Consider the following 21,238-nt stretch of genomic DNA (forward strand, 5'->3'; position numbering starts at 1 on the left):
TTTTCGTCCTAGTGCAAACTAGTCACTGTGGTAGTTCAAACACCCTCCCCGGCAGCGTACAAAATCTCCGGCCGGGGCGCCAGCCAGATCGCGGCGTCCATCGAGGCCGGCATCGCCGCCGGCGACCTGCCGCCCGGCCAGGCCCTGCCGCCGATCCGGGACCTCGCGGCCGACCTCGGGGTGAACCCCAACACCGTCTCAGCCGCCTACCGCCTGCTGCGCGACCGCGGCGCGGTGGAGACCGCCGGCCGGCGCGGCACCCGGGTGCGCGCGCAGCCGGCCACCGCCCCGCGCAACCTCAGCTTCCCGATCCCGGCCGGCGCGAAGGACCTGGTCACCGGCGACCCGGACCGCCGCCTGCTGCCGGACCTTGTCTTCCCCGATGGCCCGTCGCAGCGCCCCTATGCCGCCGACGCGATGCTGCCGGAGCTGCTCGCCACCGCGCGCGCCCGTCTCGGCGCCGACGGCGTCCCGGTCGGCGACCTGCTGCTGGCCTTCGGCGCCGGCGACGCCATCGACCGCGCCCTGTCCGCCCACCTGCGCACCGGCGACACGGTGGCCGTCGAGGACCCGGGCTGGGGCGCCGTCTACCGGCTGCTGCCGGCGATGAACCTGACCGCCGTCCCGGTCCCGGTCGACATCGAGGGCATGACGCCGGCGGGCCTGGCCGCGGCCCTCAAGCGCGGCGTGCGCGCGGTGATCATCACCAGCCGCGCGCAGAACCCGACCGGCGCCGCGGTGTCCGCCGGCCGCGCCGAAGCCCTGCGCGCGCTGCTGGCCCGGCACCCGGACGTCCTGGTGATCGAGGACGACCACGGCGCCGACATCACCCGGCACCGCCGGCTGCACACCCTGGCCGGGGCCACCGAGCACTGGGCCCATATCCGTTCCCTGTCCAAGGCCTACGGCCCGGACCTGCGCTGCGCGGTGGTCGCCGCCGACGGCACCACCGGCGGCCGGATGGCCGGCCGGCTCCGCCTCGGCGCGGGCTGGGTCAGCCAGCTGATCCAGGCGCAGGTCCACCGGCTGTGGACGGACGAGGCGGTCGAGGCGCAGATCGCCGAAGCGGCGCGCGCCTACACCGAGCGCCGCGACACCCTCGTCGCCGCCCTGGCCGCGCGCGGCATCGAGGCCTGGGGCACCACCGGAATCAATGTATGGATCCCGGTCCCCGAGGAGGCGGTCGTGGTCAGCGGCCTGCTCGCGGCCGGCTGGGCGGTGGCGCCCGGCGCCTGGTTCCGCGTCGACAGCCCGCCCGGCATCCGCATCACCGTCGCGCAGCTGGACCTGGCCGACGTCGAACCGCTCGCCGACGCCCTCGCCGCGGTCCTCACCGCCTCCGGCTCGAACGGCTCAGTATAGGAATTTCGTACAATCTGTTCGCCCGTGGCGAACGCCGCGGAGGAAGTCCGCCAAGCCCTTCTTTCCCCCGCACGAGCGGCATACCGTGGCCGGGTGGGCGAATGGTGGTCGATCGAAGTCGCGGACGGCGAGTTCTCCGCGGCCTCTTGGAAGGACACGCACGGCCGTGACCTGATCCGCACCGCGCTGGAGTACGGCGCGGAGGACTGGGCCTGGGTCGAACGTCCCTGGGGCGTGGTGCTCGAACTCTGCTTCCCCGAGGACACCCCCGTCGGCGGCTGGTCCGCCTTCCGGGACGCGACCCTGGTGAAGGCGGCCCTGGACGCGGTCCCCGATCCGGTGAACGGACTGGTGATGTACCCGGGCCGCGGCGGCTCCTCCGGCGCGCGTGTCCCGCGCAAACCCAAACCGGCCCCCGCCGCGGCAGCCGCGGCCCTCCCGGAGCCGGACATCAGCGACGAGGTCGTCCGCATCGCCTCCTCGGCGGCGACGGAACAGGTGCAGGCCGAGCGCGGACGGTACGTGTACCCGGCGTCGGCCTAAGCCCTACCGGATCTGCTCTACCGGCTCGCGGCGCGGCGCCTGAGCAACGCCGCCGCCGACAGCGCGAACCCGGTGGCGGCGACCAGCTCGTGCGAGACGAAGCGCCCCGGAGCCTCGTCCTGGATCCGGCTGTGGAACCGGTTGACCACGTCCGGCCACAGCTTGCGCTGGAAGATGATGTGCGCCGGCTTGTCCAGATCGGGCAGCGCCGCACCAGCCATCCCGAGCACGACGGACACGGCGAGCTTGGCCCGCCCGTTCGCCGGCGTCCGCATCGCCGCCCGCGTGATGACCCCCATGGCGGCCAGCCCGATCAACCCGTCCGCCACCGCGACCCGCATGAAGTGCTGCTTGCTCTCCCAGTCGCCCCAGTGCGGCACCGCATCCAGCGCGAAGTGCGACGCGACCCCGATCGCGAGCGCCGGCAGCGGACGCCGCACAGCCGCGCCGATGACCGCACCGGACAGGACGTGATTGGTCACCAGCATGCGTCCACCGTAGACGAGCGAAGATCCGGACGCAGGGAAGGCTCGAACCCGACAGGTCAGAAACGACAGAAGACGGCGGTCACGTCGTCATGAAGCTTGCCGCGATAGGTACCCGGCGGCACCGCGAGCTCCTCAGCGCGCACATCGGCGACCAGCTGCCCCGGCCCCTGCTTGTCGAGGCGATCGAGCAGATCAAGCCACGACCGGCCGTAGCGCTCCACCAGGCGCGTGATGCCATCGGTCATGAGCGCGGCGCGGGTGACGTCCCGCAGAGGCACGCTCCCGGCCAGGGCCTTGTCGGCGGCGTCGGGGCGGTTGGAGGCGATCCAGAAACCCTCGTCCGTGTTACGCAGACGGCTGACACCGGCGAGGGTGTAGTCGTCGAGGACGGCGGTGCGGTCGTCATGTGCGACAAGCAGTTCGCCATCACCGTGCTCGATGACGACAGCCGAATCGCCGAGCACGATGTAGTCCACCTCATCCGCACCACAACGCAGAATCGCGACAGTACTGGAAGGACTGTCGCGATTCGCGAGATCGCACCGCCCCGCGTGATCACGCATCGTCGCGGCGATGCCCTCGCGCAGGACGTCCACCAGCTCTGCCCGCGGCTCACGCACAAGCAACCCGGCGAGATTCGCAGCGAGGTGCGCGACCAGCCAGGGGACATCATGGACGCAGCCGGAGTCGACACCAGCGGGCTCGGTGGCACCGTCCAGGACGATGACGAAGTTCTCGGCGGCCAGGACGAAGTCGTCATTGGGACGCAGCGCGGAAGCCGCCTCGCAGATATAGCCGACATCCATGGTGTGGGCACAGACAGGTTCGAACTGCCGACCGCTCGGGTGTAAGCCGAGTGCTCTTCCGCTGAGCTATGCGCCCTCCAGAAGGCCGCCAGAGCGGCCCTCAAGAGGGAAAGAGTACCCGACCGGACCCGGTCTCGCGGCCCGAGATTCCGGTGCGGCAGCACGGCTCAGGCGGCCGGGCCGATGCGAACCCCAGTAGCGCCCCGCGCCGAGCCTGGGAGGCGCCGCTAGCCCAGCCCCTTGGGCTGGCCGTCCTGCCAGCGCATGCCCCAGCCGTACATGCGGTCCAGCTCCGACTGGAAGCCGGTCGTGAACTGGACTTCGCGCTGGACCACCAGGTCCGGGCCGTGGCGCAGGAGCATGGCCACCGCGCACGACTTCGCCTGCGCGATGGGGTTCTCCAGTTTGATCTCCAGCGGGTTGCCGATCGCGGGGTGCAGGGTCACCTTGGCGTTCGCGCCGTCGAAGGCGCCCTGGTAGGCGAAGACGAAGATCAGGACGCGGTTCATCTCGTCCGCGTGGTCCAGGTTGATGAACAGGTTCTCGCCGATGGCGCTGCCGCTGCGGTCGTCCTGGTCCAGGCGGATGTAGGGCGGGCGCTCGAAGTCGCCTCGGCGGTGTCCCAGGGCTTGGACCACGCCTCTTTGGCCCGCCGTGAACTCGTAGAGGCAGCCCAGGTCCAGGTCGACGAGGCGGCCGTGGCTGATCGGCGGGGGTTCCAGGCGGCGGGAGGACAGTTTCAGGCCTCCGGTGGGGCGCGGGGTGGGGATCATCGGGAGCTGGTCCCAGATCAGGTTCACGCGCAGTGTGCCGGCGGCGGCGCCGCGGCTGGTGAGTGACTGGACCGGTCTGGCCGCCGTCATCCTCTCGACGCGGCCGCCCCCCTCGCCGTCGTCGGACGCCCTGATGATCATCCGGTTCAGGCGCATAGCGGTTCCCCCTGCTCTGATGAAGTTGTCTGACATCCCTATGCATCTGACTACAGTTTGCTACCCCGTGGTGGCAAGCCGGAACGCTCAGTCCGTTCTCTGGCCGAAATGCCGCTCCAGGGCCGCGTGGACGTCTTCGGACAAGGTGGTGACACCGGAGCGCGACTCGGTGGCCTGTTCGGGGGCCGCGGGGGCCTCGGCGGTCACGCTGTCCTGGGCTCCGCAGTCCTTGCACTGCGTGCTGCCCAGGGCGCGGACCAGGCGGGGCGAGCCGCAGGCGGCGCAGTGGGCCAGGTCGGCGGTCCAGTCGCGGCCGCGCTGGCAGTCCGGGCAGACCAGGACCTGCTCCCCCGCGCGCACGCCCCGCCGCCACGGTGACGCGCCGCGGACCGGGTCGGTCTGGCGGGCGCCGCAGCGGTGGCAGGGCATGGCGTGATGGTTTCCTATGCGGGTGAGTCGCCGGCGCCGATGCGCCGGCGAGTCGGATGGTTGTCGTGCTGTCGTGCTGTCTTGCTGTCGTGCCTGTGCCTTACACGCCAGCTGCGGCCAGCGCGGCCCGGTAGTCGTCCGGCGAGCGGGCGTCCGCCAGACCGTTGACCACGGTCCAGCGGATCACACCCTCCTGGTCGATCAGGAAGGTCCCTCGGACGGCGCAACCGCGCTCGGCGTCGAAGACCCCGTACGCGCGCGCCGCCCCGCCGTGCGGCCAGTGGTCGGCCAGCAGCGGGAAGCCGAAGCCGGCCTCGTCGGCGTACGCGCGCAGCGAGTAGAGCGCGTCGCACGACGCCGCCAGCACCTGGACCCGCTCGTTCTGGAAGTCGCCGACGCTCTCGTGGATCGCCTGCAGCTCCGAGCCGCAGACCCGGGAGAAGGCGAAGGGGTAGAAGACCAGCAGCACGGCCTGCCTGCCCCGGAAATCGTCCAGGGAGACGCTCCGGCCGTGCTGGTCGGTCAAGGTGAAGGCCGGCGCCCGATCGCCGACCGCGGGCACCGGCGGCTGCTCGGCCGCGACCTGCGAAGCCGCCCCGGGTCCGGAGCCGGTGCCGGCACCGGACCCGGGGGCGGGCACGCCTGTCGAGCCGGCCGGCGCCGGACTGCTCGAGGGATGGGTGGAAGGACCGCCGTCAGGCGGCCCGTTCGGGGAGGACATCGCCGCTAGGTCCCCGCGCTGTCGTCGGCCTTGGCTCGAACCGTGGACTTCGCCACCTTGGCGCCGACCTTCGGGCTCACCAGCCGGGTGCCGGACCAGTCCGGGCCGGCGCTGATGCTGGAGGTCGCCGACAGGCCGGCCGTGGGGGCCGCCTCGCCGATCTCGCTGGGCTCCACGTGCCCCGGACGCCCGGCCTTGGGCGTCAGGAGCCAGATCGGCCCGCCGTCGGCCAGCGCGGTCAGGGCGTCGACCAGGTTGTCCACCAGGTCGCCGTCGTCCGTGCGGTGCCACAGCACCACGGCGTCGACCACGTCCTCGAAGTCCACGTCGACCAGATCCGCGCCGATCGTGTCCATGATGGCCTGACGCAGTTCCTCGTCGCAGTCCTCGTCCCAGCCGAGTTCCTGCACCACTTCGCCTGCCTGGAAGCCCAGGCGCACCGCCAGCGGATTGGCGGCGGCCGGAACCGTGTCCGCGACCGCGCCCACGGAACTGTCCTCCTTCATGTCGTTCTGCATTCCCCTAGTCCATACGCCGGAAGCCCAAGACGCAACTACCCGTCGGACGGCGAGTCCGGCGCGGTGTCGCCGCCGGCCCGCACGGAGGCTCCCGGCTCGATGACCGCATCGGGCCCGGGGAACACCAGTCCCTGGTGTCCGTCGTCGAACCTGACCAGGTAGGGAGGGGTGCCGGAGTCCCCCTTGACCTCGATGATCTCGCCGGTGCGGTCCACCTCGCCGACATGGGCGGCGTGGACGTGAAGCCGGTCTCCCACTGTTGCTCGCATGTCTTCAGTTCACACCGTACTGGCGGCGAAGACCACCCGTCGGCACGCATTTATACCGTTCTATACCGGTTACCATCGAGTAGATGTGACGTCCACGGCATGCGCGTTAGACGATGGTGGACGATGTAACCGAGAAGATCTCCAAGATCTGTGTCTAGGTTGAAGGACGACAGTGGCACCCGGACAAGAGCGATTCCCCATCATCAGTGACGGCCTGCCCACTCAGCTGCCGGACGTGGATCCGAACGAGACAGCGGAGTGGATCGAGTCCTTGGACTCGGTCGTCAACGAACAGGGCCGCCAGCGCGCGCGGTACCTGATGCTGCGCCTCCTCCAGGAAGCCCGCGCGAAACAGGTCGGCGTGCCGGGCCTGCGCTCCACGGACTACATCAACACGATCCCGCCGGAGGCGGAACCGTGGTTCCCGGGCGATGAGGACATCGAGCGCCGTATCCGGGCGTTCATCCGCTGGAACGCCGCCATCATGGTGTCCCGGGCCAACCGCCCGGGCCTGGGCGTCGGCGGCCACATCGCCACCTACGCCTCGGCCGCGTCGCTGTACGAAGTGGGCTTCAACCACTTCTTCCGCGGCAAGGACCACGGCGAGTCCGGCGACCAGGTGTACTTCCAGGGGCACGCCTCGCCGGGCATCTACGCCCGCGCGTTCCTGGAGGGCCGGCTCACCGAGCAGCACCTGGACGGCTTCCGCCAGGAGACCTCGCAGGCCCCGTTCGGCCTGTCCTCCTATCCGCACCCGCGGCTGATGCCCGACTTCTGGGAGTTCCCGACCGTCTCGATGGGCCTGGGCCCGATCGGCGCGATCTACCAGGCGCGGTTCAACAAGTACATGTACTCGCGCGGCATCGCGGACACCTCACGCAGCCACGTATGGGCCTTCCTGGGCGACGGCGAGACCGACGAGCCGGAGTCGCTCGGCGCGATCGGCCTGGCCGCCCGGGACGAGCTGGACAACCTGACCTTCGTGATCAACTGCAACCTGCAGCGCCTGGACGGCCCGGTGCGCGGCAACGGCAAGATCATCCAGGAGCTGGAGTCCACCTTCCGCGGCGCCGGCTGGAACGTCATCAAGGTGATCTGGGGCCGCGACTGGGACCCGCTGCTGGCCCAGGACACCGACGGCGCGCTGGTGAACAAGATGAACACCACGCCCGACGGCCAGTTCCAGACCTACTCGGTGGAGACCGGCGACTACATCCGCGAGAACTTCTTCGGGGACGACGCCCGGCTGCGCAAGATGGTCTCCGGCATGTCCGACGACCAGCTGCGCACCCTCTCGCGCGGCGGCCACGACTACCGCAAGGTGTACGCGGCCTTCAAGGCGGCCCGCGAGCACACCGGCCAGCCGACCGTCATCCTGGCCCACACCATCAAGGGCTGGACCCTCGGCGAGCACTTCGAGGCGCGCAACGCCACGCACCAGATGAAGAAGCTCACCAAGGCCGAGCTCAAGAGCTTCCGCGACCGGCTGCACCTGCCGATCACGGACGCCCAGCTGGAGGCGGACCTGCCGCCGTACTTCCACCCGGGCGAGAACTCCCCCGAGATCCAGTACATGAAGGAGCGCCGCGCCGCGCTCGGCGGCTACCTGCCGCGCCGCCAGGTGCGCACCAAGCCGCTGATCCTGCCCGGCGACGACGTCTACGGACAGCTGAAGAAGGGCTCCGGCAAGCAGGCGATGGCCACCACCATGGCCTTCGTCCGGCTGCTGAAGGACCTGATGCGGGACAAGAACATCGGCGCGCGGTTCGTGCCGATCATCCCGGACGAGGCCCGCACCTTCGGCATGGACTCGCTGTTCCCGACGGCGAAGATCTACTCGCCGCACGGCCAGACCTACGACGCCGTGGACCGCGACCTGCTGCTGTCCTACAAGGAGTCCACGCAGGGCCAGATCCTGCACGAGGGCATCAGCGAGGCCGGCTCCACCGCCTCCCTGGTGGCCGCGGGCTCCTCGTACGCCACGCACGGCGAGGCCACGATCCCGGTCTACATCTTCTACTCGATGTTCGGGTTCCAGCGCACCGGCGACCAGTTCTGGCAGCTGTCCGACCAGCTCGGACGCGGCTTCGTGCTGGGCGCCACGGCCGGGCGCACCACGCTGACCGGCGAGGGCCTGCAGCACGCCGACGGCCACTCGCACCTGCTGGCGTCCACGAACCCGGCGACGGTCGCCTACGACCCGGCGTTCGCGTTCGAGATCAGCCACATCGTGCAGGACGGTCTGCGGCGCATGTACGGGTCCTCCGAGGAGCACCCGCACGGCGAGGACGTGTTCTACTACGTCACCGTCTACAACGAGCCGTACCAGCAGCCCGCCGAGCCGGCCGGGGTGGACACCGAGGGCATCCTCAAGGGTCTGTACCGGTACGCGACCGCTCCGGAGGGCGCGGCGGACCGCCCCAAGGCACAGATCCTGGCCTCGGGCGTCGGCGTCACGTGGGCGCTGAAGGCGCAGCAGATGCTCGCCGAGGAGTGGGGCGTGGCGGCGGACGTGTGGTCGGCCACCTCCTGGACCGAGCTGCGCCGCGACGCGCTGGCCGCCGACGAGCGCGCGCTGCTCTACCCCGAGGAGGAGCCGCGCGTGCCGTACGTCACCCAGACGCTGGGCGCCACCGAGGGCCCGGTCGTCGCGGTGTCGGACTGGATGCGCGCGGTGCCGGACCAGATCGCGCAGTGGGTGCCGGGCGACGCCACAGCGCCGCAGCGGTACACCTCGCTGGGCGCCGACGGCTTCGGCTTCGCGGACACCCGCGGCGCCGCGCGCCGGTTCTTCCACATCGACGCCGAGTCGGTGGTCACCGCCGTCCTGGCCCAGCTCGCCAAGCGCGGCGAGGTCAAGCGGGAGGCCCCGGCCGAGGCGATCCGCAAGTACCAGCTGCACGACGTGCGCGCCGCGGGCGCCGGCCCGACCGGCGGCGAGGCGTGACAACACGCTGAGGCTCTGAAGCGTTGAGACGCTGAGGCGCTGAGGCGCTCAGGCACGAGAACGACGAAGCGCCCCGACCGGAGAGATCCGGTCGGGGCGCTTCGTGTTGGCGGGAAACCGCGAAAACCACAGCCGCGCCTTGCGGAACCCCCCACGAGTCCCGCAAGACGCGGTGAAGTCGGCCGTCGCAACCCCCGATGACAGCACACAGCCTCCCGGGCTCCGCCCCACGCAGCCGGGGTGCCGCCGCACCGTCCATTGCGCGACTCGCACGTCGAGGTTAAGCATTCGTGATACTCGGAGGCGAGAATCCCGTACAACTCCGTACACTCATCCGCAAGCCGTAGACCTGCGGCGATCCTCGCCGAACGGTGACACGGAAGGGTTTGTGTGACGGACCAGACCATCTCCACCGCCCCCGACCCGGCCGGTTCGGTGGACCTCGCCGACTTCATCGAGCGGCTGCGGACGCTACGGGCATATGCCGGCTCGCCGCCCTTCCGCCTTCTGGCCAAGCGTGTCGGCCCACTGCTCAAACCACCGCAAGACGTCACACACTCGACCATCAGCGACGTCTTCGACCCGACACGCCGCCGGCTGAACCAGGAACTGGTCGCGGCGATCGTCCAGGCGCTCGGGGTACCCGAGGCGCAGGCGGCGCGGTGGCGGGCGGCGTGCGTGGCCGCGCACGCGACCCGGCGGGCCGTCGGGACTGCCGGGGTGTTCCGGCAGCTGCCGGCGGAGCTGGCGACGTTCACGGGGCGTCGGGAGGAACTGGCCGAGCTGGCCGCCCTGGTGGAGCTGGCCGGCGGCGCGGAAGCACCGCACACCGTGGTCGTCTCCGCGATCGAGGGCATGGCCGGCGTCGGCAAGACCCAGCTGGCCATCCGTGCCGCGCACGAGCTGGTCCGGGCCGGCCGCTTCGCCGACGTGCAGCTCTACGTGAACCTGCGCGGCTTCGACGCCGACGCGGCCCCGGCCGACCCGACCGACGTCCTGGACTCCTTCCTGCGACAGCTGGAGGTGCCGGCGCGCGACATCCCGGCCGGCCGCGACGAGCGCGCGGCGATGTTCCGCGACCGGATCGCCGGCCGCGACGCCCTGCTGGTCCTGGACAACGCCGCCGACGAGGCGCAGGTCGCCGACCTGATCCCGGCCGACCCGCGCTGCCTGGTACTGATCACCAGCCGCCGGAACCTGGCCGGCCTGGACGGCGCGCGCCTGTTCCGGCTGGACGTCTTCCCGCTGCGCGACGCCCTGGAGCTGCTGGCGCGGATCCTGGGCCGGCCCCGCCTGGACGCCGAGCCGGAGGCCGCGCAGGAGGTGGTGCGGCTGTGCGGGCTGCTGCCGCTGGCGGTGTCGCTGGCCGCCGCCCGGCTGCGCTCGCGGCCGTCGTGGAGCCTGGAGCGGCTGGCGGCGTACCTGCGCGACAGCGGCCTGGACGCGGTGCGGGCCGGCGGGCGCGAGCTGCGTCCGGTCTTCGACCTGTCCTACCGCGACCTGCCGCCGGCCACGGCGCGCGCCTTCCGTCTGCTCAGCCTGCATCCCGGCCGGGGTTTCACCGGCGGCGCGGTGGCGGCGCTGACCGGCACGCCGGAGGGCGCGGCCCGCGGCGCCCTGGAGGCGCTGGTCGACGAGAACCTGGTCGAGCAGCGCACCGCCGACCGGTACGAGCTCCACGACCTGCTGCACGCCTACGCGCTGGAGCGGGCCGAGGCCGACGAGAGCGCGGCGGAGCGGGAGGAGGCGCTGGCGCGGCTTGTGTCGTGGTATCTGCACACGGCCGAGAGCGTCTCGGCGGCGGTGGAGAAGCGGCGCCTGCTGGAGGCCCTGCCGCCGCGGCCCGGCGAGCCGTCACCGCCGGCCTTCGACTCGGCGCTGGAGGCGATGGCCTGGTACGACGCCGAACGCGAGAACCTCAGCGCGGTCCTGGCCCTGGCCGCCGACGCCGGATGGCACGAGCTGGCGCTGCGATTGCCGGTGACCCTGCTGGGCTGCTACCAGCTGCGCACGGACTGGCCGCACTGGCGCGCCGCCTACGAGACGGGCCTTGCCAGCGCCCGCGCGATCGGCGACCGCGCCGCGGAGAACCGCCTCCTGAACGGCCTGGGCCTGGTCCTGTACGACGTCCGCGAGTACACCGAGGCGATCGGCGTCTACCAGGAGGCGCTGGCCCTGGCCGAGGACCTGGACAACCAGCCGCAGGTGGCCTCGATCCTGGGCAACATCGCCGGCTGCCACAGCCGCCTGGGCGACTACACCACCTCCGAGGAGATGCACCGGCGCGGCCTGGCCCTGTTCCGCGAACTGGGCAACCCGCAGCAGGTGGCCTCATCGCTGACCAACCTGGGCAACATGCTGCACGAGGCCAAGCGCCTGGAGGAATCGCGCACGGCCCAGACCCAGGCCCTGGCCGCCGCCCGCGAGGCCGGCAACCGCCGCTACGAGGCGATCATCGCCTTCAACCGCGCCGAGGTCTGCATGGACCTGGACCGCCCCGCCGAGGCCGAGCAGGACTACCGCCTGGCCCTGACGGCCGCCCGCGAGGCCGGCGACCGCCCGGTCGAGGCCGAGGCCCTGCGCTCGCTGGCGCGGCCCCTGAAGGCGCTGGCGCGGGTCGCCGAGGCCCGGGAGACGCTGCGCGAGGCGCTGGCGGTGTTCGAGGCGCTGGGGTCGCCGGAGGCGGAGGCCACGCGGGAGCGGTTGGCGGAGCTCGCCCCCGGGGAGAACTCTTTGTAAGAGTTCTTATTCGCTCTGAACGGGGGATCCTCATGAGTACCAGTCCCGAACACGACGGCGCCGTCGTCGAGCCGGACCCGGGCTACATCGGCGGCGGTGAGAAGCAGCCGGACCTGGCCCACCACGAAGGCGCCATCGCACCCGACCCGGGCGCCATAACCGGCGGCTCCGCGACGCAGCCGGGCCAGGCCCACGGCGACGGCGTCATCGCGCCCGACCCGGGCGGGATGACCGGCGGCGGCGTCAAGCAGCCGGACCCGGACATGACGGGCGGCGGCATCAAGCAGCCGGATCCGGACGTGACAGGCGGCGCCGTCAAGCAGCCGGATCCGGGCGAGGTCGTCGGCGGCTGACCGCGCTGGATCGCGCTGAACCGAGCCGGCCCGCCGCGCCGCCCACCCGGCGCGGCGGTGCCCGCTTACCCGTGCTCGTGCGCGGGTTCCAGCGGGGGACTGCCGATCGGCAGGCACGTCGTGCACTGCGGCTCCTCGACCGCGTGCTCGGGGGTGGTGCGCGTGGCCTCGTCGCGGATGCCGAACCAGGCGATGGCCCCGGAGACCGCGAACAGCACCGCGGCCAGCACCATCGCCTCGCTGAACGCCGGTTCGAGCTTCGCGGGGTTGGCGTAGCCGTCGCCCTTCAGGCCCACCAGCAGGGGGAAGGCCGCCACCGACAGGGCGCCGGCGGCGCGGGCGACCGCGTTGTTCACGCCGCTGGCGATGCCGGCGCGGTCGGTCGTGGTGGAGTTCAGGACCGTCACGGTGACCGGGACCGCGATCATCACCATGCCGAGGGAGAAGACCAGCAGGGCCGGCAGGATGTGGGTCCAGTAGTCCGGGTGGTGGCCGGAGGTCGACAGGATCAGGGTGCCGATCGCCGTCAGCACACCGCCGGCGGTCATCAGGCGGCGCGCGCCGACTTTCGTGGTGAGGCCGCCGACGCGCGAGGACAGCACCATCATCACGATCGTCGTCGGCAGTGAGGCCAGTCCCGCCTGCAGCGGGCTGTAGCCGCCGACCACCTGCAAGTAGGTCGCGAAGAAGAAGAACAGCGCGCCGAGCGCCCCGTAAGCGGTCAGCGTCAGGGCGTTGGCCGCGCTGAACTCCCGCGAGCTGAACAGTGACAGCGGCATCATCGGTGCCGGGGAGCGGCGTTCGACCAGGATGAACGCCACCAGCGCCGCGATCCCGGCCAGTCCGGTCACGATCACGCCGGCCGAGCCCAGTCCCTTCGCCCCGGCCTCCACCAGCGAGTACGTGATCCCGGCCAGTCCCAGCGCCCCGAGGGCCGCGCCCGGCAGGTCGAAGTGCCCGGCGGTGAGCTCCTTGGACTCCGGCACGTACCGCATCGCGATCGCCACCACGGCGACCGCCAACGGCAGGTTGATCAGGAAGATCCAGCGCCAGGACGCGTACTCGATGAGGTAGCCGCCGACCAGCGGGCCGGCCGCGCCGGCGATGCTGGCCAGGCCCGACCAGGCGCCGACGGCCTTGGCGCGGTCGTCGGGGTGGAAGACCGACTGGATCAGGGCCAGCGCGCCGGGGGTCAGCAGCGCGCTGCCGACGCCCTGGATCGCGCGGAAGGCGATCAGGACGCCCAGACTCGGCGCCAGCCCGCACGCCAGCGAGGCCAGCGCGAACCAGACCACGCCGATCAGGAACACCCTGCGGCGGCCGAAGCGGTCGCCCAGGGAGCCGCCGACGAGGACGAACGCGGCCAGCGTGAGCGTGTAGCCGGTGACCGTCCACTGCAGCCCGGCCAGCGACGCCCCGAACTGCTTGCCGATGCTCGGCAGCGCGATGTTGACCACCGTGCCGTCCAGGAAGGCCATCGACGAGCCCAGAATGGTCGTCGCCAGCACCCCCCGGCCGACCGGTGTGCCCAGACGGACGCTGCCCGCCTCGGCGGAGGGGACAGGGCTCACGACTCACTCACCATGTCACTCACCATGCCGCCCATGCTGCCATGTGCAGGGAACGAGCGCATGCCGTCAGGGGTCGGGCCGTGGCAGGACCATGACACCGCGTCCCGGCCGGTCGGCGCCGGTGGGCGGGGGTCCAGACGACCGGATTCGAACCGGCGTGTACCAGCCTTTGCACGGCGGTGCGACTTCCTCTGCGCTACGCCTGGCCGCGCCCGCGACAGCGTGGCAGAAGCATGCCACGCACCACACGCCGCAGGAACCGGATTGTGAGGGGCCAGGCGGCCGGAGTCGAACCGGCGTCCTCCGTATCCGAAGTACGGCGTGTCTACCTCTGCACTACACCTGGCAAGCCCGGGCGGCCGGAGTCGAACCGGCGTCCTCCGTCCTGACGAGACGGTGTGACTGCCTCTGCACTACACCCGAGTCGAAGCCCTCTGAGTCAGCACCCTATCGGGTGGCCGGGGCGGCTCGGGCGGCCGGATTCGAACCGGCGTCCATCCGGTTTTGGAGACCGGGCGCGACGACCTCTGCGCTACGCCCGAGCCGGGTCGAGCTTGGCCGATCGGCGCCGGGGTTGTCCACCAGCGCCGTGCGCCGCTCGTGGCCGTGCACGTGCTCGGCGACCAGCGCCGTGTACGGCCACGGCTCGACCAGCGGCGCGCCGAGCTCCATCACCGACCCCGGCGGCCCGACGCTCACCGGCGCGGCCTCGGCGGCGGCCAGGATCGGCGCCACCGACCCGGTCGCCATCGACGCCCGCACCGGCTCGGCCATCCGCGACAAAGCGCCGACCCGCTCCTTCTCGAGCGCCCACACCGGCTCCGGGCCGGCCGTGCGGGCCAGCGTCGCGTACCCGGCCCAGCGCAGCGCCGGCACCCGCACCCGGTCGTTGACCCGGCGCAGAAGCCAGAGCACCAGCTGCGGATCGCCGGAGACCAGCAACGGCTCCACCACCGCGGCGTCCCTCTTGGACGACTGCAGCCGCGAAGCGAACAGCGGTCGGAACCCGCCGATCGCCTCGGCCAGCCGGACGAGCCCGATCCGCAGCGCGCGGTCGACCCCGCTCTGGAAATAGGCCTGCTCCAGCACGGCGATGTCGTCGCGCCCGCGCAGCACGAGTTCCCGGAGCTTCGTGATGCCGTGAACCGGATTCCGGTTCAGTGCCGCGCGCATGGCCTCGGTCCCGCGAGGACCGAGCGCGTGCTCGACGAACAGCGGATGCAGCGGCCCCCGGTCCAGCATCCGGGTCAGGACCCCGGCCGACGCCTCGTTCGTGACGCAGTCTTCGAGGAACGCCTCGACGATCCCCGGCGGCGCCATCGCCAACAGCACCGCCGAAGCGTCCACCCCGCGCGGCCACCGCGGCGCGCGGCCGGCCCACGACGAGGGGTCGGCGGACTCCGGATGGGCGACCGAGCCGACCAGCCCGGACACCGACCCGAGGTGGGAACCGGCCCGCATCGTCAACGCCCGCCACGCATCCGGGTCTTCGCCGACCCACCGCTCGAGCAGCGCGGCGACCACCGCGAGCAGCTGCCGGCGCCAGGGCTCGAAGTCGCTGCGGGTGACGGTGAGCCCCGGCACAGCGCGCCCGCCGAGGTAGGTCTCCGTCAGCCCGTCGATCGGCACCAGCAGTCCCAGCAGTTCCCCGGCCGGACCGGTGCGCGCCACCGCGTCGGCGGCGTCCAGATCGCCGGCCATCAGGGCCGTGATCAGCGCGCCGCGCTCACGGAAATGGGTGCTCGCGTCCATGGGCTCATCATGGTCGAAAGCCGAAGGGCCGGCCCGGGTTTTCCCGAGCCGGCCCCGCGGCCGCGCCGTCACACGCTCAGGCCGTCACGCCATGGCGCCGATCAGGCCTCGATGTTGCTCATCACGTGCTTGATCCGGGTGTAGTCCTCGAACCCGTACATCGACAGGTCCTTGCCGTAGCCGGAGTGCTTGAAGCCGCCGTGCGGCATCTCGGCGACCAGCGGGATGTGGGTGTTGATCCACACGCAGCCGAAGTCCAGCGTCTTGGCCGCGCGCATGGCCTTGCCGTGGTCCTTGGTCCACACCGAGGACGCCAGCGCGTACTCCACACCGTTGGCCCAGCTCAGGGCCTGCTCCTCGCCGGAGAACTTCTGCACGGTGATCACCGGGCCGAAGACCTCGTTCTGGATGATCTCGTCGTCCTGCAGCAGCCCGGAGACCACGGTCGGGGCGAAGAAGTAGCCGGTGTCGCCGACGCGCGCGCCGCCGGTCTCGACCTTGGCGTGCGCCGGGAGCCGGTCGATGAAGCCGGTGACGTGGCGCAGCTGGTTGGCGTTGTTCAGCGGGCCGTAGAGCACGTCCTCGTCGTCCGGGTTCCCGGTCTTGGTGTTCTTCGCGGCCTCGGTGAGCTTCTCGACGAAGGCCTCGTACGCCGCGTCCTCGACCAGCACGCGGGTGGCGGCGGTGCAGTCCTGGCCGGCATTGAAGAACCCGGCGACCGAGATGCCCTCGACCGCGGCGTCCAGGTCGGCGTCGGCGTACACGATGACCGGCGCCTTGCCGCCGAGCTCCAGGTGCACCCGCTTGACGTCGGCGGCGGCGCTCTTGGCGACCTCCATGCCGGCCCGCACCGAGCCGGTGATCGAGGCCATCGCCGGGGTCTTGTGCTCGACCATGGCCCGGCCGGTGTCCCGGTCGCCGCAGATCACGTTGAACACGCCGGCCGGCAGGATCTCGCCGATGATCTCGGCCATCAGCAGGGTGGACATCGGCGTGGTGTCCGAGGGCTTCAGGACCACGGTGTTGCCCGCGGCGATGGCCGGGGCGAACTTCCACACCGCCATCATCGCCGGGTAGTTCCAGGGGGCGACCTGCGCGCAGACGCCGACCGGCTCGCGGCGGATCCAGGAGCTGTGGCCGGCCAGGTACTCGGCCGAGGCCGCGCCCTCGAGCATCCGGGCCGCGCCGGCGAAGAAGCGGATCTGGTCGACCATCGGGGGCAGTTCCTCCGAGGCGGTCAGCCCCAGCGGCTTGCCGGTGTTCTGCGACTCCACCGCGACGATGTCGGCGGCCCGGGCCTCGATGGCGTCGGCCACCTTCAGCAGCAGCCGCTGCCGCTCGGCCGGGGTGGTGTCGCGCCAGGCCGGGAAGGCCTCGGCGGCCACGCGCATGGCCGCGTCGACGTCGTCGGGCTCGGAGATCGGAGCGTGCGCGACCACCTGCTCGGTGACCGGGTCGATGATCGGGCTGGTCCGGCCCGACACGGTGTCGACCGGCTTGCCGCCCACGTAGTTGCGCAGCTGGCGTGCTTCCACGGTGTTGCTCTCCTTCAGTGCCGCCGCGACTTCCTCGTCGCGGGATCGGTGACGGTCGGGCCGGTCCTCTTCATGGACCAGCCTACACAGGTGGGTCAGCAGTGACGATGGATTCAGTGCTGAAAAACGCCCTCGCATACGGATTCCATCGATGAAGCCTTGCCAAGATACCGTTCCCGTTGTCACAATCCCTTCGTGACCGACAGGACTAGCGACAGGGCCGGCGGCGCCGCGGGCGGCTACCATCTGGACCCCCTGTCCAAGGCGATCATCGAACAGCTCCAACAGGACGGACGGCGCGCCTACGCGACGATCGGCCGCGCGGTGGGCCTGAGCGAGGCGGCGGTGCGCCAGCGGGTGCAGAAGCTCATCGACGCCGGCGTGATGCAGATCGTGGCCGTGACCGACCCGCTGACCGTCGGCTTCCACCGCCAGGCGATGATCGGCATCCGCGCCGAGGGCGACCTGGACCCGGTGGCCGAGGCGCTGGCGGCGATGGCCGAGGTGGACTACGTGGTGATGACCGCCGGATCCTTCGACCTGCTGGTGGAGGTGGTGTGCGCGGACGACGACCACCTCCTGGAGATCATCAACAAGCGGATCCGAGCCCTCCCGCAGGTCCGGTCGACCGAATCTTTCGTCTACCTGAAGCTCCGCAAGCAAACGTACACCTGGGGCGCCATATAGCGGCAAGATCGGCGCCCTCCCGGGCCCGTCCCCGAACGACCCACTCCCTTGGACGAGGAAGTAGCAATGAGCACCGACAGCCTGGACAAATCCGCCTACGACCACCTCTGGATGCACTTCACCCGGATGTCGGGCTACCGGGACAACCCGGTGCCCACGATCGTCCGCGGCGAGGGCGCGCGCATCTTCGACAGCCACGGCAAGAGCTACCTGGACGGCCTGGCGGGCCTGTTCGTGGTGCAGGCCGGGCACGGCCGCGTGGAGCTCGCCGAGGCGGCCTACAAGCAGGCACAGGAGCTGGCCTTCTTCCCGCTGTGGAGCTATGCGCACCCGCAGGCGATCGAGCTGGCCGACCGGCTGGCCCACTACGCCCCCGGCGACCTGAACAAGGTCTTCTTCACCACCGGCGGCGGCGAGGCCGTGGAGACCGCCTGGAAGCTGGCCAAGCAGTACTTCAAGCTGGTCGGCAAGCCGATGAAGCACAAGGTGATCTCGCGCAACATCGCCTACCACGGCACCCCGCACGGCGCGCTGTCCATCACCGGCATCCCGGACGCCAAGAAGTACTTCGAGCCGCTGGTCCCCGGCGCGCACAAGGTGCCGAACACCAACTACTACCGCGCGGACGAGATCACCGGCGTGCCCGGCATGAGCGAGGAGGAGTTCGGGATCTGGTGTGCCAACCAGGTCGAGAACATGATCCTCACCGAGGGCCCGGAGACCGTCGCGGCGGTGTTCGTCGAGCCGGTGCAGAACTCCGGCGGCTGCTTCCCGCCGCCGCCCGGGTACTTCGCCCGGCTGCGCGAGATCTGCGACGAGTACGACGTGCTCCTGGTCTCCGACGAGGTCATCTGCGCGTTCGGCCGCCTGGGCACGATGTTCGCCTGCGACAAGTTCGGCTACGTCCCGGACATCATCACCTGCGCCAAGGGCATGACCTCCGGCTACTCCCCGATCGGCGCGACCATCGTGTCCGACCGCATCGCGGCGCCGTTCTACGAGGGCACCAACTACTTCCCGCACGGCTACACCTTCGGCGGCCACCCGGTCTCCGCGGCGGTCGGCATCGCGAACCTGGACCTGTTCGAGCGCGAGGGCCTGAACCAGCACGTGCTGGACAACGAGGGCGCCTTCCGCGCGACGCTGGAAAAGCTCAAGGACCTGCCGATCGTCGGCGACGTGCGCGGGGACGGCTACTTCTACGGCATCGAGCTGGTGAAGGACAAGGCCACCAAGACGACGTTCAACGACGACGAGGCCGAGCGCCTGCTGCGCGGCTTCCTGTCCAAGGCGCTGTTCGACGCCGGCCTGTACTGCCGCGCCGACGACCGCGGCGACCCGGTGGTGCAGCTCGCGCCGCCGCTGATCATCGGGCAGAGCGAGTTCGACGAGATCGAGCAGACGCTGCGCTCGGTGCTGACCGAGGCCTGGACCCGGCTCTGATCCCAAGAAAGCTGGCGCCCTCGGATCCCTGCCGTGGGCGCCCTTTTTCTCCCCTGAATGGGTTTCGATACCAGTGAACGATCTCAGCTCCACTCCCCGAACCCGCGTCCGCCGACTGCCCGAGAAGGCCGCGACCGACCGCACCGCGCTGCACGCGATCCTCGACGCCGGGCTGGTCGCGCACGTGGCCGTCACCGACAACAGCGGCCCGAGCCGCGCGGCGCAGCCGTACATCCTGCCCGTGGCCTACGCGCGCGACGGCGAGCGCGTGCTGTTCCACGGCTCCACCGGCTCGCGCCTGTTCCGCTCGCTGGCCGAGGGCGCGCCGACCTGCCTGACCGTGACGCTGCTGGACGGGCTCGTGGTGGCCCGCTCGGCGTTCGAGTCCTCGATGAACTATCGCGGCGCGATGGTCCTCGGGTCCTGCCGGATGCTGCCGGAGGGCGAGAAGGAGGCGGCGCTGGAGCGCATCACCGAGCACCTGATGCCGGGCCGCTGGAAGGAGCTGCGCGCGCCCAAGCGCAAGGAGCTCGCCGCGACCGTGGTGCTGTCGCTGCCGCTGACCGAGGCGTCGGTGAAGATCTCCACCGGCGACCCCGGCGACGACCCGGACGACCTGGACGCGCCGGTGTGGGCGGGCGTCGTGCCGCTGCACGAGACGTACTGCGACCCGATGCCCGCGGCGAACCTGGCCGCCGGGATCGACGTCCCCGACTACATCCGGGAGTGGCGCCGGTGAGCACCGTCGACGGCGGCCTGTCGCTGTGGCTGGACCAGGTGGCCGCGGCCGGCTCCGCGCCGAGCCGGCCCGCGCTCGCGGCCGACACCGACGCGGACATCGCGATCGTCGGCGCCGGATACACCGGCCTGTGGACCGCGTACTACCTCGCCAAGGCCGATCCGTCGCTGCGGATCGTGGTCCTGGAGCGGGAGTTCGCCGGGTTCGGCGCCTCCGGCCGCAACGGCGGCTGGTGCTCGTCGCTGTTCCCGGCCTCGCTGGCGAAGGTGGCCAAGGTCAGCGCGGTCGGCAAGGCCGGCGGCGGCCGGGAGCGCGCGATCGCCTTGCAGCGCGCGCTGAACGACACCGTCGACGAGGTCGGGCGCGTGGTCGCGGACGAGGGCATCGACTGCGGCTTCGCCAAGGGCGGCACTGTGGTGCTGGCCCGTACCCCGGTGCAGCTGGCCCGGGCGAAGGCCTCGGTCGAGGAGGAGCGCTCGTACGGCTTCGGCGAGGAGGACGTCAGGCTGCTGAGCGCCGCCGAGGCCTCGGCGATGGTCGGCGCCTCGAACGTGCTCGGCGGCACGTTCACCCCGCACTGCGCGGCGATCCAGCCGGCGATGCTGGCGCGCGGCCTGGCCGAGGCCGTCGAGCGGCTCGGCGTCACGATCCACGAGGGCACGGCGGTCACGGCCATCCGCGACGGCGTGGTGCAGACCGCGGGCGGCGCCCGGGTCCGGGCCGGCAAGGTGGTACGCGCGACCGAGGGCTACACGCCGTCGATCGCCGGCTTCCAGCGCGACCTGGCACCGGTGTACTCGCTGATGGTCGCGACCGAGCCGCTGCCGGAGGCGGTGTGGGAGCAGATCGGGCTGGCCGAGCGGCAGACGTTCTCCGACTTCCGCCACCTCATCATCTACGGCCAGCGCACCGCCGACGGCCGGCTGGCCTTCGGCGGACGCGGCGCGCCGTACCACTTCGGGTCGCGGATCGAGCCCGGTTTCGACCGGGACGACCGCGTGCACGCCGAGATCCGCCACACGCTGCGCGAGCTGTTCCCGGTGTTGAAGGACACGGCGTTCACCCACCGCTGGGGCGGGGCCCTGGGCGTTCCGCGGGACTGGTTCGCCTCGGTCGGCTACGACCCGGACCGGCGGCTGGGCTGGGCCGGCGGCTACGTCGGCGACGGCGTGGGCGCGGCCAACCTGGCCGGCCGCACCCTGGCGGACCTGCTGACCGGCCGCGGCACCGAGCGCACCCGGCTGCCCTGGGTGAACCACCGCTCGCCGCGCTGGGAGCCCGAACCCCTGCGCTGGCTCGGCGCGAACGTCGGCCTGCGCACGATGAGCGCGGCCGACGCCGAGGAGGAGCGGACCGGGAAATCCTCGGTGCGCGCGAAGGTTTTCGGGCGGTTCCTCGGGCACTGAC

At 71.5% G+C, this 21,238-nt stretch carries 20 protein-coding genes and 5 tRNA genes; 11 read left to right on the plus strand and 14 right to left on the minus strand.

The window, feature by feature from the left end:
- Positions 1–27 precede the first annotated feature (27 nt).
- Together ABIA35_RS43755 and ABIA35_RS43760 are read left to right on the plus strand one after the other, a co-directional pair.
- On the plus strand, positions 28–1,362 hold the full coding sequence (locus ABIA35_RS43755) for an aminotransferase class I/II-fold pyridoxal phosphate-dependent enzyme (protein WP_370361948.1): 1,335 nt from the start codon (positions 28–30) through the stop codon (positions 1,360–1,362).
- A 93-nt stretch (positions 1,363–1,455) separates the two neighbouring features.
- Positions 1,456–1,905, plus strand: a complete 450-nt coding sequence (locus ABIA35_RS43760; RefSeq protein WP_370339700.1) for a hypothetical protein — start codon at positions 1,456–1,458, stop codon at positions 1,903–1,905.
- A gap of 17 nt (positions 1,906–1,922) precedes the next feature.
- Here the strand turns inward: ABIA35_RS43760 and ABIA35_RS43765 are convergent, their stop codons facing one another.
- The 8 genes from ABIA35_RS43765 to ABIA35_RS43800 form a co-directional block, all read right to left on the minus strand.
- The gene (locus ABIA35_RS43765) at positions 1,923–2,393 is read right to left on the minus strand and encodes a hypothetical protein (protein ID WP_370339698.1); all 471 of its coding nucleotides are present in this window, start codon (positions 2,391–2,393) and stop codon (positions 1,923–1,925) included.
- A gap of 56 nt (positions 2,394–2,449) precedes the next feature.
- Positions 2,450–3,199: a protein phosphatase 2C domain-containing protein gene (locus ABIA35_RS43770; protein WP_370339696.1), complete on the minus strand. Its 750-nt coding sequence runs from the start codon at positions 3,197–3,199 to the stop codon at positions 2,450–2,452.
- 4 nt (positions 3,200–3,203) lie between these two features.
- A tRNA-Val gene (locus ABIA35_RS43775) sits at positions 3,204–3,275 on the minus strand.
- A 151-nt stretch (positions 3,276–3,426) separates the two neighbouring features.
- Positions 3,427–4,128, minus strand: coding sequence for a Tellurium resistance (locus tag ABIA35_RS43780; RefSeq protein WP_370339694.1), 702 nt, complete (start codon positions 4,126–4,128; stop codon positions 3,427–3,429).
- A gap of 87 nt (positions 4,129–4,215) precedes the next feature.
- Entirely contained in the window at positions 4,216–4,557 is a 342-nt protein-coding gene (locus tag ABIA35_RS43785) for a hypothetical protein (protein WP_370361949.1), read from the minus strand.
- Between the two features lie 100 nt (positions 4,558–4,657).
- Positions 4,658–5,119, minus strand: coding sequence for a peroxiredoxin (locus ABIA35_RS43790; protein WP_370339854.1), 462 nt, complete (start codon positions 5,117–5,119; stop codon positions 4,658–4,660).
- 164 nt (positions 5,120–5,283) lie between these two features.
- Entirely contained in the window at positions 5,284–5,796 is a 513-nt protein-coding gene (locus tag ABIA35_RS43795; RefSeq protein WP_370339690.1) for a DUF3052 domain-containing protein, read from the minus strand.
- Positions 5,797–5,831: 35 nt separating this feature from the next.
- Complete coding sequence (locus ABIA35_RS43800) at positions 5,832–6,065, minus strand: DUF1918 domain-containing protein (protein WP_370339688.1); 234 nt, start codon at positions 6,063–6,065, stop codon at positions 5,832–5,834.
- Positions 6,066–6,237: 172 nt separating this feature from the next.
- Here ABIA35_RS43800 and aceE point away from each other — a divergent pair, with 172 nt between their 5' ends.
- The 3 genes from aceE to ABIA35_RS43815 all read left to right on the plus strand — a co-directional run bounded on the left by aceE (position 6,238) and on the right by ABIA35_RS43815 (position 12,104).
- Positions 6,238–9,012 carry a pyruvate dehydrogenase (acetyl-transferring), homodimeric type gene (aceE, locus tag ABIA35_RS43805; RefSeq protein WP_370339686.1) on the plus strand — a complete coding sequence of 925 codons (2,775 nt, stop codon included), beginning with the start codon at positions 6,238–6,240 and terminating at the stop codon, positions 9,010–9,012.
- A 390-nt stretch (positions 9,013–9,402) separates the two neighbouring features.
- Positions 9,403–11,751, plus strand: coding sequence for a tetratricopeptide repeat protein (locus ABIA35_RS43810; RefSeq protein ID WP_370339685.1), 2,349 nt, complete (start codon positions 9,403–9,405; stop codon positions 11,749–11,751).
- A 32-nt stretch (positions 11,752–11,783) separates the two neighbouring features.
- Positions 11,784–12,104, plus strand: a complete 321-nt coding sequence (locus ABIA35_RS43815; protein ID WP_370339683.1) for a hypothetical protein — start codon at positions 11,784–11,786, stop codon at positions 12,102–12,104.
- A gap of 65 nt (positions 12,105–12,169) precedes the next feature.
- Here ABIA35_RS43815 and ABIA35_RS43820 read toward each other — a convergent pair whose 3' ends face one another.
- The 5 genes from ABIA35_RS43820 to ABIA35_RS43840 form a co-directional block, all read right to left on the minus strand.
- Positions 12,170–13,675: an MFS transporter gene (locus tag ABIA35_RS43820; protein ID WP_370339681.1), complete on the minus strand. Its 1,506-nt coding sequence runs from the start codon at positions 13,673–13,675 to the stop codon at positions 12,170–12,172.
- Between the two features lie 132 nt (positions 13,676–13,807).
- Positions 13,808–13,881, minus strand: a tRNA-Cys gene (locus ABIA35_RS43825).
- A gap of 67 nt (positions 13,882–13,948) precedes the next feature.
- Positions 13,949–14,021: transfer RNA gene (locus ABIA35_RS43830), tRNA-Arg, on the minus strand.
- A 4-nt stretch (positions 14,022–14,025) separates the two neighbouring features.
- Positions 14,026–14,098: transfer RNA gene (locus ABIA35_RS43835), tRNA-Asp, on the minus strand.
- 44 nt (positions 14,099–14,142) lie between these two features.
- Positions 14,143–14,217, minus strand: a tRNA-Trp gene (locus ABIA35_RS43840).
- 32 nt (positions 14,218–14,249) lie between these two features.
- Between ABIA35_RS43840 and ABIA35_RS43845 the strand changes: the two genes are divergently transcribed.
- Positions 14,250–14,750 carry a hypothetical protein gene (locus tag ABIA35_RS43845; RefSeq protein WP_370339679.1) on the plus strand — a complete coding sequence of 167 codons (501 nt, stop codon included), beginning with the start codon at positions 14,250–14,252 and terminating at the stop codon, positions 14,748–14,750.
- Positions 14,751–14,948: 198 nt separating this feature from the next.
- The gene (locus ABIA35_RS43850; RefSeq protein ID WP_370339678.1) at positions 14,949–15,278 is read left to right on the plus strand and encodes a hypothetical protein; all 330 of its coding nucleotides are present in this window, start codon (positions 14,949–14,951) and stop codon (positions 15,276–15,278) included.
- 250 nt (positions 15,279–15,528) lie between these two features.
- Here ABIA35_RS43850 and ABIA35_RS43855 read toward each other — a convergent pair whose 3' ends face one another.
- Positions 15,529–16,962 (minus strand): gamma-aminobutyraldehyde dehydrogenase, encoded by a 1,434-nt coding sequence (locus tag ABIA35_RS43855; RefSeq protein WP_370339676.1) that lies wholly within the window; start codon positions 16,960–16,962, stop codon positions 15,529–15,531.
- Between the two features lie 195 nt (positions 16,963–17,157).
- Here ABIA35_RS43855 and ABIA35_RS43860 point away from each other — a divergent pair, with 195 nt between their 5' ends.
- The 4 genes from ABIA35_RS43860 (at position 17,158) to ABIA35_RS43875 (ending at position 21,237) form a co-directional block, all read left to right on the plus strand.
- The gene (locus tag ABIA35_RS43860) at positions 17,158–17,649 is read left to right on the plus strand and encodes an Lrp/AsnC family transcriptional regulator (RefSeq protein WP_370339674.1); all 492 of its coding nucleotides are present in this window, start codon (positions 17,158–17,160) and stop codon (positions 17,647–17,649) included.
- Positions 17,650–17,715: 66 nt separating this feature from the next.
- On the plus strand, positions 17,716–19,092 hold the full coding sequence (locus ABIA35_RS43865; RefSeq protein ID WP_370339672.1) for an aspartate aminotransferase family protein: 1,377 nt from the start codon (positions 17,716–17,718) through the stop codon (positions 19,090–19,092).
- A 73-nt stretch (positions 19,093–19,165) separates the two neighbouring features.
- A complete protein-coding gene (locus ABIA35_RS43870) occupies positions 19,166–19,831 on the plus strand; it encodes a pyridoxamine 5'-phosphate oxidase family protein (RefSeq protein ID WP_370339670.1) in 666 nt (221 codons plus the stop codon).
- Entirely contained in the window at positions 19,828–21,237 is a 1,410-nt protein-coding gene (locus tag ABIA35_RS43875; protein WP_370361950.1) for an NAD(P)/FAD-dependent oxidoreductase, read from the plus strand. The genes ABIA35_RS43870 and ABIA35_RS43875 overlap by 4 nt, the downstream gene beginning before the upstream one ends.
- Position 21,238: the final 1 nt, after the last annotated feature.

Origin of the sequence: Catenulispora sp. MAP12-49, assembly GCF_041262705.1 — a bacterium.
Classification (GTDB): domain Bacteria; phylum Actinomycetota; class Actinomycetes; order Streptomycetales; family Catenulisporaceae; genus Catenulispora.